General features: G+C 58.8%; 19 protein-coding genes. 14 read left to right on the top strand and 5 right to left on the bottom strand.

Annotated features, from left to right (window positions below; translation table 11 throughout):
* Nucleotides 1–142: 142 nt before the first annotated feature.
* The 14 genes from IP81_RS01595 (at nucleotide 143) to IP81_RS01520 (ending at nucleotide 10,762) form a co-directional block, all read left to right on the top strand.
* Nucleotides 143–478, top strand: a complete 336-nt coding sequence (locus tag IP81_RS01595; protein ID WP_054106213.1) for a hypothetical protein — start codon at nucleotides 143–145, stop codon at nucleotides 476–478.
* Between the two features lie 759 nt (nucleotides 479–1,237).
* Nucleotides 1,238–2,107 (top strand): OmpA family protein, encoded by an 870-nt coding sequence (locus IP81_RS01590; protein ID WP_054106212.1) that lies wholly within the window; start codon nucleotides 1,238–1,240, stop codon nucleotides 2,105–2,107.
* 248 nt (nucleotides 2,108–2,355) lie between these two features.
* A complete protein-coding gene (locus IP81_RS01580) occupies nucleotides 2,356–2,808 on the top strand; it encodes a MarR family winged helix-turn-helix transcriptional regulator (protein ID WP_054106210.1) in 453 nt (150 codons plus the stop codon).
* Between the two features lie 74 nt (nucleotides 2,809–2,882).
* Complete coding sequence (gene hisA / locus IP81_RS01575; RefSeq protein WP_054106209.1) at nucleotides 2,883–3,608, top strand: 1-(5-phosphoribosyl)-5-[(5-phosphoribosylamino)methylideneamino]imidazole-4-carboxamide isomerase; 726 nt, start codon at nucleotides 2,883–2,885, stop codon at nucleotides 3,606–3,608.
* Nucleotide 3,609: 1 nt separating this feature from the next.
* Nucleotides 3,610–4,371 carry an imidazole glycerol phosphate synthase subunit HisF gene (gene hisF, locus IP81_RS01570; RefSeq protein ID WP_054106208.1) on the top strand — a complete coding sequence of 254 codons (762 nt, stop codon included), beginning with the start codon at nucleotides 3,610–3,612 and terminating at the stop codon, nucleotides 4,369–4,371.
* Between the two features lie 365 nt (nucleotides 4,372–4,736).
* A complete protein-coding gene (locus IP81_RS01560; protein WP_054106267.1) occupies nucleotides 4,737–5,072 on the top strand; it encodes a phosphoribosyl-ATP diphosphatase in 336 nt (111 codons plus the stop codon).
* Between the two features lie 3 nt (nucleotides 5,073–5,075).
* Complete coding sequence (locus IP81_RS01555; RefSeq protein ID WP_054106206.1) at nucleotides 5,076–5,453, top strand: HIT domain-containing protein; 378 nt, start codon at nucleotides 5,076–5,078, stop codon at nucleotides 5,451–5,453.
* 75 nt (nucleotides 5,454–5,528) lie between these two features.
* A complete protein-coding gene (locus tag IP81_RS01550) occupies nucleotides 5,529–5,993 on the top strand; it encodes a YbgC/FadM family acyl-CoA thioesterase (protein ID WP_054106205.1) in 465 nt (154 codons plus the stop codon).
* Nucleotides 5,990–6,691 (top strand): protein TolQ, encoded by a 702-nt coding sequence (gene tolQ / locus IP81_RS01545; protein ID WP_054106204.1) that lies wholly within the window; start codon nucleotides 5,990–5,992, stop codon nucleotides 6,689–6,691. The genes IP81_RS01550 and tolQ overlap by 4 nt, the downstream gene beginning before the upstream one ends.
* Before the next feature lie 3 nt (nucleotides 6,692–6,694).
* Nucleotides 6,695–7,150, top strand: a complete 456-nt coding sequence (locus IP81_RS01540) for an ExbD/TolR family protein (RefSeq protein ID WP_197274479.1) — start codon at nucleotides 6,695–6,697, stop codon at nucleotides 7,148–7,150.
* A 10-nt stretch (nucleotides 7,151–7,160) separates the two neighbouring features.
* Nucleotides 7,161–8,117: a hypothetical protein gene (locus IP81_RS01535; RefSeq protein WP_054106203.1), complete on the top strand. Its 957-nt coding sequence runs from the start codon at nucleotides 7,161–7,163 to the stop codon at nucleotides 8,115–8,117.
* Complete coding sequence (gene tolB / locus IP81_RS01530; RefSeq protein ID WP_054106202.1) at nucleotides 8,114–9,496, top strand: Tol-Pal system beta propeller repeat protein TolB; 1,383 nt, start codon at nucleotides 8,114–8,116, stop codon at nucleotides 9,494–9,496. Before IP81_RS01535 ends, tolB begins: the two co-directional genes overlap by 4 nt.
* 97 nt (nucleotides 9,497–9,593) lie before the next feature.
* A complete protein-coding gene (gene pal, locus IP81_RS01525; RefSeq protein WP_054106201.1) occupies nucleotides 9,594–10,109 on the top strand; it encodes a peptidoglycan-associated lipoprotein Pal in 516 nt (171 codons plus the stop codon).
* Between the two features lie 107 nt (nucleotides 10,110–10,216).
* A complete protein-coding gene (locus IP81_RS01520) occupies nucleotides 10,217–10,762 on the top strand; it encodes a J domain-containing protein (protein ID WP_054106200.1) in 546 nt (181 codons plus the stop codon).
* Here IP81_RS01520 and IP81_RS01515 read toward each other — a convergent pair.
* From IP81_RS01515 to IP81_RS01495, 5 genes are all read right to left on the bottom strand, one after another.
* Entirely contained in the window at nucleotides 10,754–11,935 is a 1,182-nt protein-coding gene (locus tag IP81_RS01515) for a CCA tRNA nucleotidyltransferase (RefSeq protein WP_054106199.1), read from the bottom strand. The two genes, IP81_RS01520 and IP81_RS01515, sit on opposite strands and share 9 nt — an antisense overlap.
* A complete protein-coding gene (locus IP81_RS01510; RefSeq protein WP_054106198.1) occupies nucleotides 11,928–12,530 on the bottom strand; it encodes a CoA pyrophosphatase in 603 nt (200 codons plus the stop codon). The genes IP81_RS01515 and IP81_RS01510 overlap by 8 nt, the downstream gene beginning before the upstream one ends.
* Nucleotides 12,527–13,096 (bottom strand): DUF1285 domain-containing protein, encoded by a 570-nt coding sequence (locus IP81_RS01505; RefSeq protein ID WP_054106197.1) that lies wholly within the window; start codon nucleotides 13,094–13,096, stop codon nucleotides 12,527–12,529. Before IP81_RS01505 ends, IP81_RS01510 begins: the two co-directional genes overlap by 4 nt.
* Nucleotides 13,097–13,118: 22 nt before the next feature.
* Nucleotides 13,119–13,628, bottom strand: coding sequence for a GNAT family N-acetyltransferase (locus IP81_RS01500; RefSeq protein WP_054106196.1), 510 nt, complete (start codon nucleotides 13,626–13,628; stop codon nucleotides 13,119–13,121).
* A 115-nt stretch (nucleotides 13,629–13,743) separates the two neighbouring features.
* Complete coding sequence (locus IP81_RS01495; protein ID WP_054106195.1) at nucleotides 13,744–15,138, bottom strand: short-chain fatty acyl-CoA regulator family protein; 1,395 nt, start codon at nucleotides 15,136–15,138, stop codon at nucleotides 13,744–13,746.
* Nucleotides 15,139–15,220 lie beyond the last annotated feature (82 nt).

Below are 15,220 nucleotides of genomic sequence, written 5' to 3'. Positions count from 1 at the left end.
TTTCATGCAGTGGCGGGTGCGGCATCACACGATGTCACAGTTTTTTTGATTTTTGACGCTGGAATAGAGGGTGTTGGCGAAAAATCTTGTGTTGATCGATTTGATGATGTAGTGACGAAGGATCATAAAAGGGTGCGTTAACATGCGTTCATTGGTTTTTTCGATTGCTTGTGCAGTCTTGGCAGTGTCTTTGTCGTCAGCAAGCGCGTTCGCAGCTGCTCAGCCGGCCAATGGTGCTAAGACAAAGCGTTATGATGCTCCCGTGCGCATGATGAACGAAGATGATAAAGCTGCTTTGCGCAAATACTGCGAAAAGCCAGCTAACCGGGAAGATCTGCGCTGCCAGTATTTTGCGAAGGCAGTTCCGAACAAGGGCAAGGGCGGTGGAATGTCTCCGTGGCTTTTGGCGATTCCTGTAGGTCTTGCGGGCGGCCTGGCTGGTGCACTTGGTGGCGGTGGAGCTCCCGCTAGCCCTTGAGCGGTTTAATTGCAGGCAGGTGATAAGAGTGCTCGGCCGATTGCCTGATTTTTGCGTAGCAAGCGCGAAAGCGGGAGCGGTTTTCAAGAGTAGTAGCTGTGTGTATCAGCTTTAATGTTTGGTGAGCGCAGAGACGCTGAAGCAAGGCAAATTGCGTTAACTCCTTTGGGAACCTCTTTCTGCCAGTTTCCGTCTCAAACTGTAGTCCAAGTTCGCGATAATCTGAAGCCAGTCCTTATCTTTCTGAGTCTGAATTGGCTTTTTACGCTGCGTCCAAATCTGGTCTGCTAGCGAGTGTTCCGGGCAGTCTAAACTTCGGTCAGAGGTGTATCTTTGAACTTTCCTGTGTTGGAAAACCGGCCTTATGCGGTTTTTTTGGGGACGTAGGGATCAATTCTCCTGACAGTTTCGCCGTGCAAATCTTGCCTATCAGCCTTTCCCCGTCCGATGGGGAAGGATGGGGCCGAGCTATATTGCTGGCATGTTAAGCGCGGGCACGACATCAAAAGCCCTCGAACGTGCGCAGTTTTGCTATACACGAACTGGCATAAATTGCTTTCTACCCCACTTAGAATTGCGGAAAGCGTGGTGCGGAGCTTTGTGGCAATCAATGCCCATGCAGGTAGCCATTCTGGCTATTTCGCTTCGTGGTTTTTTAAAATTTCAGTTATTTAATCAAAAAATATCACAATATTTACATTCCCTTGGTGAGGCTTTATGGGAATTCATCAGGTGAAATCAATATAACAGGAGAGCGTCATGAAGGTCATTCTAAGGGGGCCCCGGGCTTTGCTAACCTTGGCCTTGCTGGCGACCCCGTGCGGCGTCACACTGATGGCGCAGGAACTTCCAGCCGACGGGCTTACTGGCAGAGTGACCGATACATCTGCACCTGTGATGGCAATTCAAGGGGCAAGGGTCGAAGGCGTAATTTCCGCGCGCCGAAGCAGCAAAATAGAGGTAACGAGCGCGGACGGAACAAAATCGATAATCAGCATCAACGATGCCACCTTGATTGAAGCGAGCGCTGGCCCTCTGGGTCTGAAGCGTACCAAGTTAGCAGCAAGTTCGCTGCTTAACGGTTTGCCCGTCCGTGTAAAAACTCTGCAATTCGGCAATGATTTGGTTGCTAACAAGATTGATCTTAAGAGTGAAGATCTGAAGACTGCGCAAATTGTCCACAACGGTACTGCCCAACGTTTTTCCGAACACGCAGCCGCCACTGAAGCGCTGCGCGGACGCATGGCCAACATCGATAAGTATTCTATCAAAAGCAGCATGAATGTTGCGTTCGATGTCGGAAAATCCGTTATCTCGAGCCAAGCGAAGTCTGATCTTTGTGACACGGCCAACCAGGCGGCAGCGATCGAAAACTCCTTGATGCTTGTAGTCGGCTACACGGATTCTACTGGTAACGAGGAGTTGAACCAGCGTTTGAGCGAAGCGCGTGCTGCGCGCGTCGTCAATTATCTCCAGCAGGTCTGTGGCTGGAAGCCTTATCGCATGCTGACCCCCACCGGGTTGGCTGCGGCTAATCCGGCTGCAAGCAATGACACCGTCGATGGTAAAGCAAAAAATCGCCGCGTCACTGTAAATGTCATGGTCAGCAAGGTTCTCGATGGGCTTTAAGTTGTGGAAGATGTTTGCCCGAAGGGCTTGTCTTGTTGAACGGCCATCCGGCGCTGCTGCGGTTTACGCTCTTGTTGTGCGGCACGGAAAAATTCAGGCAATCGCGCAAAGTTTTGTTGCCCGCAATCGCCCACCAGAATGTGCGTGATATGGGCGGCAAAGCTTTTCGGCGAACCGCTACCCAATGTCGTGAGAGGTTGGGCTTTCATTATTGAGCTGTGCAAGGCGACTGTTTTTGGAACTGAAAAATGGACGAAATTTTAACAACAAAATTATCCGAAGTTATCGAGCTCATTCAGTATAAGATAAAAATGGAAAAGTCATCCGTGACTTATCCGATTTCGTTGCAGAAAAATGAACTTTTTCGACTGGCGGTATCCTTTCGGTCGAACATAGCGTTCCGAGAAAAAATTCTTCCAGGTTATTCGCCGTGCAGTCCATTTTGGTCAATGATGATCGAAATGTATATAATGCAAAGCCAAAATACTAAAATTTCTGTAACTGATATTGCATCTATGACAAATATGCCTCTGACGACTGTTCTTCGGCATATCGATCTATTGAAAAAAGATGATTTGATATGTCGTGATAGAGACGCGAAGGATAGTCGTAGATTCTGGCTATATCTCACCGAAAAAGGGTTTTTATCGGTAGAAGAAATGCTCCAGCAGTTTTACAACGAGCTTCAGCAAAACACATAAATCCGGTTTTTGGTCCAAGGCACTGCCTGCTTCGCACTTCCCGCACGGCAAAAGCAGTGCTAGGCGCGCGGTCCATGATCGTATTCCCTGCCATTGACCTGAAAGCTGGCCAGGTCGTCCGCCTCGCCGAAGGAGACATGGATCGCGCGACCGTTTACGGCGACGATCCTGCCCATCAGGCAACGCTGTTCGCAAACGCTGGTTCGCAATTCCTTCACGTCGTTGATCTCGATGGCTCATTCGCGGGCCGCGCCGAGAACCGTGAAGCGGTTGAGGGCATCCTCAAGGCATTTCCAGGCCACGTCCAGTTGGGCGGCGGCATCCGCACGCGTGAGGCGGTTGCAGGCTGGTTCGATCTTGGCGTGGCGCGCGTGGTCATGGGCACGGCTGCCCTGAAAGACCCGCAGTTCGTCAAGGATATGGCCAAGGAATTCCCGGGCGGCATCGTCGTCGCGGTGGACGCCCGCGACGGCATGGTCGCCACCGAGGGCTGGGCTGATGTTTCCGACGTTTCGGTAGTTGATCTTGCCCGCCGGTTCGAGGATGCAGGCGTTGCCAGCCTGCTGTTCACCGACATCGGCCGCGATGGCTTGCTTAGGGGCGTGAATATTGACGCCACGGTAGACTTGGCGCGGCGGGTGGACATCCCCGTGATCGCCAGTGGCGGCGTTAAAGGCATCGACGACATCCGCATGCTCAAGATTCACGAGGTCGATGGCATCGAGGGCGTGATTACGGGCCGCGCGTTGTTTGAAGGGCGCCTCGATCTGGCCGCTGCGATTGCGATGGCGGAGGCCTGATATGACCGTCCGCGTCCGCGTCATCCCTTGCCTTGATGTTCGCGATGGCCGCGTGGTCAAGGGCGTGAACTTCGTCGACTTGCGTGATGCGGGCGATCCGGTTGAGCAGGCGCGGGCCTATGACAAGGCGGGCGCTGATGAGCTATGCTTCCTCGATATCTCCGCCACGCACGAAGGGCGCGGCACGCTATTGGATGTCGTCGCGCGCACCGCCGAGGTTTGCTTTATGCCGCTGACCGTTGGCGGCGGGGTTCGAGCAGTCGAAGATGCCCGGGCGCTCCTGTTGGCAGGGGCCGATAAGGTCGCGGTTAATTCCGCTGCGGTCGCGCGGCCTGAACTGGTGCGCGATATTGCCGAGAAATTCGGCGCGCAATGCGTGGTTGGTTCGGTCGATGCGCGGCGGGTTGCTCCGGGCAAGTGGGAAATCTTCACCCACGGCGGGCGCAAGGGCACCGGCATCGATGCGCTGGCCCATGCGGTGAAGCTCGCTGAGCTGGGCGCGGGCGAACTGCTCGTCACCTCGATGGATGGCGATGGCACGCAAAAGGGCTATGACCTTGAATTAACGCGCGCAATTGCTGATGCTGTGCCGGTTCCGGTAATCGCAAGTGGAGGCGTCGGCACGCTTGACCACCTTGTGGCAGGGGTCACGCAAGGCCATGCCAGCGCCGTGTTGGCGGCTTCGATCTTCCATTTCGGCACGCACTCAATTGCCGAGGCTCATGCGGCGCTGCGCGCTGCGGGATTGCCTGCGCGTTCCTAAGCGCCGCGCGTCCCGTAATGGGTCATTAACCATTAAAGTTAAGGGGTTAACGCGTATCGCCTGTTCTGGCAAATGGGCGTTCGAACCATGAAGGTTTGGCAGAACAGGTCGCCCCGCGTGCTTCGTATTTCGCTTGCCCCTCTTGTCGCCTTTGCCGTTGCCGCCCCGGCGGTGGCCCAATCTGTTGGCGTTTCCATTCCAGAACCCAGTGACGGAGCGCTCTTCGCGCTTGGCGTTGTGGGGTTGATTGTGGGCAGACAAGTGGCGCGGAAGCGCAAATAGGCGCCAATTGTGGGCGTTTTGCGTTGGTGAATGTGCGCCCGAACGGCTTGACCAGCGCGCTTGTCCCATCCATGCACCCTTCCATGGAACACGCTACCGGACATGGCGACATTCTCGCCCGGCTTGAAGCCACGATTGCGCAGCGACGCTTGGGCGATCCCGCCGCCAGCTATGTAGCAAAGCTTAACGCCAAAGGCATCGCAAAGATCGCGCAGAAAGTGGGCGAGGAGGGCACAGAGACGGTGATCGCCGCGCTTACCGGTGACCGTGCCGAACTGGTGGGCGAAGCAGCGGACCTGATTTTCCACCTGATGGTGCTGCTATCGGCCAAGGATGTGCCCTTGGCCGAAGTGCTGGCAGAATTGCAGCGCCGCGAAGGTATCTCGGGCATTGCCGAAAAAGCCAGCAGGAGCGAATGAATCATGGCCGTTGATGCAACCCAACCTTATGATGACCAGAATGTCTTCGCCAAAATCTTGCGCGGGGAAATTCCGAACAAGACCGTCTATCAAGACGAATTCGCGCTGGCGTTTCACGATATCAATCCGCAAGCGCCAACGCATGTTCTGGTAATTCCCAAAGGGGCTTACGTCTGCTGGGACGATTTCTCGGCCAAGGCGAGCGATGCTGAAATCGCCGGGTTCGTGCGCGCTGTGGGTACCGTGGCGCGGGATATGGGGCTGGTTGCGCTAGGTTATCGTTTGCTTGCCAATGCAGGGACGGACAGCCATCAGGAAGTGCCGCATCTGCACGTGCATTTGTTTGCCGGAAAGCCGCTTGGCCCGATGTTGGTGCGCTAAAACGCATTGTTGCACAGTCAAGGCGTTAACCAACCCTTGCTCTTGGACTCGTCGCAAGGGTAGAGTCGGCGGCGAATGACTTTACCTGAACCGCCTTCCGGCCGTTTCGACGGCGATCAGCACCTTTTCCCCGTCCGCGTCTACTTTGAGGACACGGACCTTTCGGGCGTGGTCTATCATGCCAATTACCTGCGCTGGTTCGAACGCGCCCGGTCCGATATGCTGCGGCTGCTGGGAATTGACCAGCGCGCCGCGCATGAGGCGGGTGAGGGGGCCTATGCGGTAAGCGCGCTTGATCTCAAGTATCTGCGCCCGGCCAAGCTGGACGATGCCGTCCTTTTGCGCAGCCACGTTTCCGAACTTTCCCCCGCTTCATGCCGCATCGTGCAGCGTGCGTTCAGGGACGACACGCTTTTGTGCGAGGCGAAAGTGCGGGTAGCATTCGTTGCGCCCAACGGCCGTCCGCGTCGCCAGCCGCGCGAATGGGTGGCCGCTTTTCAAACTATTCTAAGCCAAGCTGAAGGACCTGAAGCCCCATGACGTTCGAGTTGCTAAGCCAAGGCGGTTCCTTCGCGCCAACATCGCTTAACCCGGTCCAATTGTTTCTGGACGCGGATTATGTCGTGCAAGCGGTCATGGCGGGGCTGGTTCTAGCGAGCGTCTGGGTGTGGACGATCATCATCAGCTTCTCGCTCAAAATGAGCCACGTGCAGCGTAATTGCGACAAGTATGAGCGCGAATTCTGGGAAGCGCGCGATATTGACCAGTTCCAGAAGGACAACAAAGGTCGTGATTTGCCCTCTGCGCGGCTAGTAAACGCAGCGCTGGCGGAATGGCGGCGTTCGACATCGGGCAAAGCGGTTGATCGTGAAGGCACGCGTCAACGCTTGACCAGCGCGCTTGAAGGCGCGGTCGTGACGGAATCCGATGTACTGGCCAGCCGCTTGAATTTCCTTGCCACGGTCGGTTCGGTTGCGCCCTTTGTCGGGTTGTTCGGCACCGTTTGGGGCATCATGGACAGCTTTTTCAACATCGGCGCTCAGCAAAACTCATCGCTGGCCGTGGTCGCGCCGGGGATCTCCGAAGCGTTGTTTGCCACTGCCATCGGTCTGTTCGCCGCGATCCCTGCGGTGATTGCATACAACCGCTTTTCGCACCGCGTGAACCGCTTTGAAATGCGGCTCTATCGCTTTGCTGACCGTTTCCACGCCTCGCTCAGCCGCGAACTGGAGTCCTGAGCTATGGCCATGTCCGTAGGTTCTGGCGGCAGCGGAGGCGGTCGAGGCAGAAGGGGGCGGGGCGGTCGCGCTGCGATGAGCGAGATCAACGTCACCCCTTTTGTTGACGTGATGCTAGTGTTGCTGATCATTTTCATGGTGACAGCGCCGATGCTGGCCGCAGGCGTGCCGGTTGATCTGCCCGATAGCAAAGCCCATCCGCTGGATCAGGAACAGGACCAGATCACGGTCTCGATTGACGCCCAAGGCGCGTTGTTCCTTGATGACGAACAGCTTGCGCCGGGTGAATTGACCGACCGGCTTGCCGGGTTGGAGCGCGGTGCCAAGCCGCCGCTGGTCACGCTACGGGCGGACCGCGTGCTGGATTGGGGCCGGGTGGCGGCGGTGATGGGTGAATTGAACGCAGCCGGGTTCAAGTCGATCTCGCTGGTCACCAACAGTTCATCCGCGCCGCAATAGGCCTGAACAGATGCGAGACCCCACCGCAGGCGGATTGACGTGGCAGGAAGGTGCCGGGCTGGCGATTGCCGCTGCGGCACATGTCGCGCTGCTCGTCGCGTTTACCATCGCGCCGCCCGGAAAGACAATCAAACAGCCGCCCGAGCGTATGGAAGTGACATTCTCGGAAGATGTGTCGGCTCAATCGACATCACCTGATCCCGCTGCGCAAGCCGCGCCCGATGTCGCGCCTGACCTAGGGGAGCCGCAGCCGGAACCTGAGCCGGTTGAGGAGCCTGCGCCCGTGCCTCCTCGGCCTGAACCACCAAAGCCAACACCGCCAAAGCCAACACCGCCAAAGCCAACACCGCCAAAGCCAACACCGCCGAAGCCAGCACCGCCGAAGCCTGTGACCAAGCCACAGCCTGCACCGGCGCGTCCGGTTCCGCCCAAGCCGGCCGCAAAGCCGGCTGCCAAAGCTGCCCCCGCAAAGCCCGCAACTGCGAAACCAGCAATAGCGAAGACCGCAACCAAAACCGCAGATGCCAGTCCGCGCCGCCGTCCCGATGCGCCCAGTGGTGCCAGCCGGGTGGGATCGGACTTCCTCAAAGGTTTGCCGGGCGCGACTGCGCCCGGCACGGCCAAAACGCCGCCTGCCGCCGCAATCGGCCCCGAGGTGAAGGCCTCGCTCGCTGGTGCTATCTCGCGCCAGATCAAGCCACGCTGGGCCGCTCCGCAGGGCGTGGATACGGATAAGCTGGTGACGATCCTGGCGTGGGATCTCAACGAAGATGGAACACTTGCCGGGCGTCCGCGCGTTGTCAGCCAGCAAGGCATTACCCCTGCAAACGAGGCGCAGGCCAAGCGTCATGCAGAACAAGCCATCCGTGCGGTGCAATTGGCATCGCCGTTTGATTTGCCTAATATGTATTATTCCGGATGGAAGCGCATTGCCGCGTTCCGCTTCGACAGAAAGTTGTCCCAATGAAGATGCGCCGTCTCCTTGTGCTGGCAGGCCTTGTATCAATGCCCGCATTGGTCACCGCCCAGCAAACCGCAGCACCATCGGTTGCAGCCTCCCAGCCATCACCTGACGATGGTGGGCTTACCGGTTCTGTTTCCGACGAGAACGAGTGGCAGGATCTTGGCATCGCGATCCCGTCTTTCCCGACCGATGTCAGCGTGAGCACTGCTGCCGAAGGAGGAACGACCGAGGCATTGGGCCGCAACGTGGCGCGGGTTGTGTTTAACGATCTGAAAAACAATGGTTTGTTCAAGCCGGTTGGCCCCGATGCGCTGCCTGCTATCGATCTGGGGCAGGTTTCTGCGCCTGCTTTTGATGGCTGGCGCGGGCGTTCGGCTGAAATGTTGGTGCAGGGCTTTGTGAAGGCCACTGGCGATGGCCGTCTGACTGTCGGATGCTACCTTTACGACGTGGCGCTGGGCAGCGAACTGGCACGGCAGGGTTATGTTGTGAAACCGGAGGAGTGGCGGCGCGCGGCGCACAAGTGCGCCGATATGGTCTATTCGCGGCTTTCGGGGGAAAGCCCGTTCTTCGATAGCAAGATCGCCTATATCGCCGAAACCGGACCAAAAGACCGCCGCCGCAAGCAATTGGCGATCATGGATTCTGATGGCGCGAACCACCGTTTTATCACCAATGGTCAGGCCACGGCGCTGACCCCGCGCTATTCGCCCGATTACAGCCAGATCGTCTATCTGAGCTATATCAACGGTGCGCCGCGTATTTATATCTACAACATTGGCACCGGAAAGCAGAAGCTGGTGACCGCCAGCAATAACCCCACATTTTCGCCGCGCTGGTCACCCGATGGCAAGTGGATCCTCTATTCGATGGCGATTGCCGGAAATACCGACATTTACCGGATTTCGGTGAACGGCGGGGAATCGATCAAGCTTACCGATTCGCCGGGGTTGGATGTTGGCGGTTCGTATTCGCCCGATGGCAGCAAGATCGTGTTCGAAAGTGACCGGTCGGGCGGGCAGCAGATTTATGTGATGAATGCCGATGGATCAAACCAGAAACGCATCAGTTTTTTTGGCGGTCGCGCCGCCACACCCGAATGGTCGCCGCGTGGGGACCAAATTGCGTTCACGCATATTGCTGGCAATTTCCGCATTGCCGTTACCACTCCGTCAGGTGGGGATATGCGTTTCTTGACAGACAGTTGGCAGGATGAAGCGCCAACATGGTCACCCAATGGCCGCATCGTGCAGTTTTTCCGCACCCAGCGCGGAAATGGCAAGACCGGTGTCTGGCAGGTGGACCTTACGGGACGCAACGAGCGGAAACTGAATACCCCCGTCGATGGCTCTGACCCATCATGGGGGCCAGTTTTGCCCTAATGTAAAATGATGAAAGGGCGGCGTCCCGCTCTTGCCAATTGGCGGCGTTGGCACCACGATAAGTCTTTCTTATTCTTCCCTCCTCAAGGAGAAAAACATGTTCCGTTCGCTAATGGTCGCAGGCCTTGCCGCCGTGACGCTTGGTCTTAGTGCCTGCGCAACGACGCCGAAGGAATTGCCACCTGAACCCGGCACCACTGCGCCAACCCAACCCACGTCTCCACCGATGCAACAGCCGACCGGGCCAGTACCTGGCAGTCAGGCAGATTTCCTTGCTTCGGTGATGTCCGATATGATTAACTTTGATACGGACCGGTATAACATTGATGCCTCCGATCAGGGCATCCTCCAAAGCCAGGCGCAGTGGCTTGGCCGCTATCCAGCCAAGTCGATCACCATCGAAGGCCATGCTGACGAACGTGGCACCCGCGATTACAACATCGCATTGGGGGATCGCCGTGCCAACGCTGCAAAGAATTATCTGGCCAGCCTCGGCATCGATCCATCGCGTATCTCGGTGGTGAGCTATGGCAAGGAACGTCCGCTGGCTATCGGATCTGACGAAGAATCGTGGGCGAAGAACCGCCGTGCTGTAACTGTAACGGTAAATTGAAAAAGTGCCTTCGGGACAGGTCCGGGCCGCGTGGGTCCGGGCCAGTACCGATAATGTCCTGCGTCCCATCTTGACGTTTGGTGGTAGGTCGGGCTTTGAACATCGCCATGGCACGTAACGGACGATCATCGGATTGGGGCTTTCCGCGTTGGCGCGGATATCAGGGCGCGCGCGAGGCGGCTCCTGTACGCCTGTGTGACCGCGCAGGCTGCGATGAAAAGGGCGATTGCCCCGCGCCCAAATCACCCAACAACCCCGACCGCTGGTATTTTTGCCCGAAACATGCGGCGGAATACAACGCCGGTTGGAATTACTTTGAAGGCCTGAACAAGGAAGAGGCCGAGCAGCGCGAAGCCGAAGAGCGCGGTGAGGGTGCGGGCTATCGTCAGGCGGCTTGGGCTGAATGGGGCGGTTCGGGCGATGGCACGCGCAGCCGTGATGAACTGCGCGCGCTTGAGGTGCTGGGCCTTGATCCCGACGCCGATTTTGATGCGGTAAAAAAGGCTTGGCGGACCAAGGCCAAGGAAGTCCACCCCGATGTGCGCCCGGGGGATAAAGCAGCGGCCGAGGCGTTCCAGAAGCTGCAAGTATCTTACGAAGTGCTGCGCGCCGCCGAAGACCGGCGCGAATGGAAGGGGAACTCTTCAGAGTAGCGCTTCGTCGAGCATTTCCAGAACGCGGGCCTCATCCGGGAATTCCTCGGAAATCCATCGCGCTTCAACGGAGCGCAGCAATCGCGCCACTTCTGGCCCTGCACTGATACCGCGCGCGACGATCTGACCACCTTTAAGCGGCAATCGCGGAATATCCCAACCATCGAGCGCCGCCACCGGAGCGCCTGCCAGCAGCAACCGGTCGCGCGCTTCTTCAATGCCGATGCGATAAGCAAGGCCGCGTGGATGATCGCAAGCGCCATCGCGCGCAGCGGCTGAGGCCAGGCGTTTGCGTTGCGGGATCGATAGCCGCAGGCGTGGCGCGACTTGTTCAGTCACTTCTGTGTCTGCGGGCAGCAAGGCAGCGAGACGCCTGATGGCTGCACCTTTCACGCCCAGCGCTTTTTCATGCGCGGTCAACGCCGTCAAAGCTTGCAGGCCAGCCGCTGTTACTTCTGGCAGGACTTGCGCCAGCACACCCAGTTCCGCCATGCGCACCACGGTGGGGGCCGGATTGTGCAGGCCGAGCAAGTTGACCAGTTCCCAGCCCACGCGTTCACGCGACAGGCCCATCATGCCGGGCGCCAGTTCACTAACCGCCATTTCCGCTTCGGCATCCGCAGGCAGAGAGCCGAAGCGCGCCTGAAAGCGGAAGTAGCGCAAGATGCGCAAGTAATCCTCGGCTATGCGCTGGCGGGCATCGCCGATAAAGCGCACGCGTGAAGCGGCGAGATCGGCCATGCCGCCGTGGTAATCGAACAGTTCCAGCGTGCGCGGATCGGCGTAGAGCGCGTTGATCGTGAAATCCCGGCGCGCGGCATCGTCCTGCCAGTCGGTCGAAAAGGCGACGTTGGCGTGGCGGCCATCGGTGGAAACATCGCGGCGCAATGTGGTGATCTCCACCGGACCGCCTGCGATGACTGCTGTGATCGTGCCATGCGCGATGCCGGTCGGTACGGCCTTGATCCCGGCAGCGGACAGGCGCGCGGCGGATTCTTCGGGCAACAACGTGGTCGCCATATCGATGTCTTTGGCAGCGATCCCCAGCACGGTATCGCGCACAGCGCCGCCCACCCAGCGGCAATTCCCCTGCGCTTCAGGATCAAGCGCGGTGACAAGCGCGGCAAGGTCTGCGCGGTGGGTCCATGCGGCCGCGGGTAGTTGCTCAGCCATGCCACGCAATCCGCTTGGACAGGTTTGAGATAATCGCGGCCGTCACGCCCCAAATCCGGTTTTCGTTCCACATGATCTCGATGTACCGCCCAGCATGGCCGTTGAATTCGGCGTCCTGGAGTGCATGTTGCACCGGATTGAGCACAAAGCCCAAAGGCGGCTCAAACCAATCGGCAACTTCGGCGGGATTGGGCACGAGCGGCAAGTCCGCCGGGATTATGGCCAGAACGGGGGTGATGTCATAGCCCGTGCCTGTGCGAAACCGGTCAGTTGCGCCAATCACGGTCACATCTTCGGGCCGGATGCCAAGCTCTTCGTTCGCCTCGCGCAGTGCGGCCTCTATCGGGGTTTCGCCGGGATCGATCTTGCCGCCTGGGAATGCGGCCTGTCCGGGGTGCGCGCGCATATGCGACGGGCGGTGGATCAGCAGCACGCCGGGGCCATCAGGGTGATCACCCCGGTCTGTTACGGCAATGAGCACCGCCGCAGGACGCAGCGGATCTTGCGGAAGCGGACGCCAGTCCTCGTACAAGTCTTGCGCGGGCGTCTGGTGCCCATGTTCGTAGAGCCGGGTTAAGCGATCAAGCAGGTTCACGCAGCGGGCACCAGGCTGAAGTGTTGGCCCATGCTGTCCACGGCCAGATCGCCAGCATCTTGGGCCAGCGCATATTCGATCAACTGTCCGTAAGTGCTGCGGTTCAGCCGTGCCTCGGTGCCATGGCGCACGGACAAGTAGAACGCGGGCACGTCTGCCGTGCCGGCAACGCGCAAGGGGTGATCCGGCCCGCACACCACCAGATCATCAGAATTGAGCCGGAAGGCGAGGGCGGGGCGGCCTTGCTCATCGTGCTTTGCCTGCATATCGGTGGCGATGAAGGCCGCATCATCGACACTGATCGACAGGCGCTGGAACGGGGTGACCAGCCAGTGCTGGCCATCAGCATCACACATCAACAGTGCCGAAAACGCCCGCACCATGGCCGGACGCCGTATTTCGCCGCCCTGATGATACCATTTGCCGTCAGCGGCGATGCGCATTTCGCTGTCGCCGATCTCTTGCGGGTTCCACTGGTCGAGCGGAGGCAATTTGCGCGCGGCAACTTGCGTTGCCAGTTCGGCAAGACTCAGTGCGGCAAGTTCTGGAGGCGGGACATAGGGCATATTCTGCCGATGCCAGATCAGATCAGCGCAGCCAAGGCCCCAACGTGCCTTCTTGCGGCAGTATCGCCGGATTGGCAGTGCGGCACAGCAAGCGGTGCTGTTCAAACGGGCCGGGAAGTTGCCATGCGCCGGTTTGCGCGTTCGAAAATCCGAAGAAGCGTTCGTAATATTCGGGATCGCCGATCAGCACTTGCGGCAAAGGCGCGCGCGGATCAATCGCGGTTAGGGCTGCTGTCATCAAAGCCTTGCCAAAGCCGTGGCCTTGCAAGTGCGGCAGGACCGCTACGGGCCCGACCATGATCATGGGATGCGCGCGGCCCTTGGCATCGGTCAATGCGACAGGCCAGCACTGGATCGAGCCTGCGAGCATGTCGTCATCGTCCAGCGCGGCAAAGGACAAATTGCCCAAGGGCTCCATGCCTTCACGCACTTTGTAGGCCGTTCGCTGATGCCGTGCCGGTTCGAAAGCCTGATCGAGCAATTGCTCGATCATGGCGGGATCAACGTCGGTCAGCGGGATAATCTTGGACAAAAGCGGCTTTCCTTATAGCGGTGTGGCCTGTTGGCCTTGGCGCTGGTGCGGAATCAGCGGTTGCGCGCCCGATAGCGGTCACAGCCCCCTGTCGCAAGTTCAGGCTCGGTTTGTCTTAACTCTCGGCAAAGCTGAACGGTTCTGCGGCGCGGCGATAATCGTCGGGCAGGATGTCGCGACCAATTGGCGGTTCGGCGCGCGCAGTGCATTGGGCCCGGTGGCACAGGCGGCAGGTGACGCCGATGGGCGTTGCCGATGCCGTTTTAGGATCAGCGCCTGAGGCATAAATCAGGCGCGGGGCATGTTCGGCTGCACAGGCCAAAGCGATGGCGCGGGTGGTTACCGGCCTGTCAAATCCGCCGCCGCCCGAGGTTACTGTTCTGGCCACGGAAAAGAAGCGTTGGCCGTCCGGTAGTTCCAGCCATTGTGTGGAAATTGTGCCGGGCGTGCGGAACACGTCGTGGACGCTCCATAGCGGGCAACCACCGCCATGTGCCGCAAACGGAAACCCGGCTCCATCAAGCCGCTTAGAGACATTGCCCGCCGAATCTACGCGGATGAAAAAGAACGGCACACGCTCTTGTCCCGGCCGGTTGAGCGTGGTCAGTCGGTGCGCCACTTGTTCAAAGCTTGTGCCGAACAGGCCTGCCAGTGCCTCAATATCATAGCGTCGCCCGTCGACCGCGCGGGCAAAGCGATCATAAGGCATCAGGAGTGCCGCCGCTGCATAGCCCGCAAGTGCGCGCCGCACCAGATTGGCTGCCGTCGGGCTGGCGAAGCTTTCGCCTCGGATGACTGCCGCAATCTCAGTACGCAGCGCGGTATAGGCGATGTGCTGGGTTATGTGCCACGTGCGGCTTGAGGGCGAGAGCGTGTCATCGATCAGCAGTTGTTCGTTGTGCCGGTCATAGCGGCGGATTGCGTCCATCATCACATCGGGCGGCATAAAGCGCACGCGCACGCCCTGTTTGCGCAGCCATTCCTGCGCACCACCAGCTTTGTCGATATCGAGGGCGAGTTCTTCGGCCTTTGAATCAATGGTCGGGAAATAATTGCGCCGGGCGGCCATAAATCGCCGCGCTTCACCTATCGGGTCGGATGCATTGCTGCCGGGTTCGGCGTGGCGCTGTTCGGCCAGCGCTTGTTGTTCGCGCTGCCAAGCGCCGTAAAGGCGCAGCAGCGCTTCGGTCACCCCCGGGAAGCTGGCGGCAACATCGGCCACTTCTAGCGGCGGCAAATCGATATCGGCAAAGATCGGATCGCGCAGCGAATCGCTCAACCGGCGCGCGTAATCATCGCGATCGTCCGCCGCCAGATCCGCCATGTCGAGTTTGTACGCCCGCGCGAGGCGGATCAGCAGATCAGCCGTCAGCGGTCTTTGGTTGCGTTCGATCAGCGCGATGTAGCTGGGCGAAATGCCCAATTCATCGGCCATAGCCTGTTGAGTAAGGCCGAATTCCCGGCGCAAACGCTTGAGACGAGGGCCAAGGTAGAGCGGGCGTGAAGACATGACAGACGACCTTGTGTTAGCTGCACAACTTTACAAGCATATTCTGTAAAGTTTGACAACATGACCGCGTCAGCCATTTCCC

The organism is Novosphingobium sp. AAP83, assembly GCF_001295795.1.
In the GTDB taxonomy this organism is placed as follows: Bacteria; Pseudomonadota; Alphaproteobacteria; order Sphingomonadales; family Sphingomonadaceae; genus Novosphingobium.
Note: the sequence above shows the minus strand (reverse complement) of the source record. Positions and strands in the feature narration are given on the sequence as shown.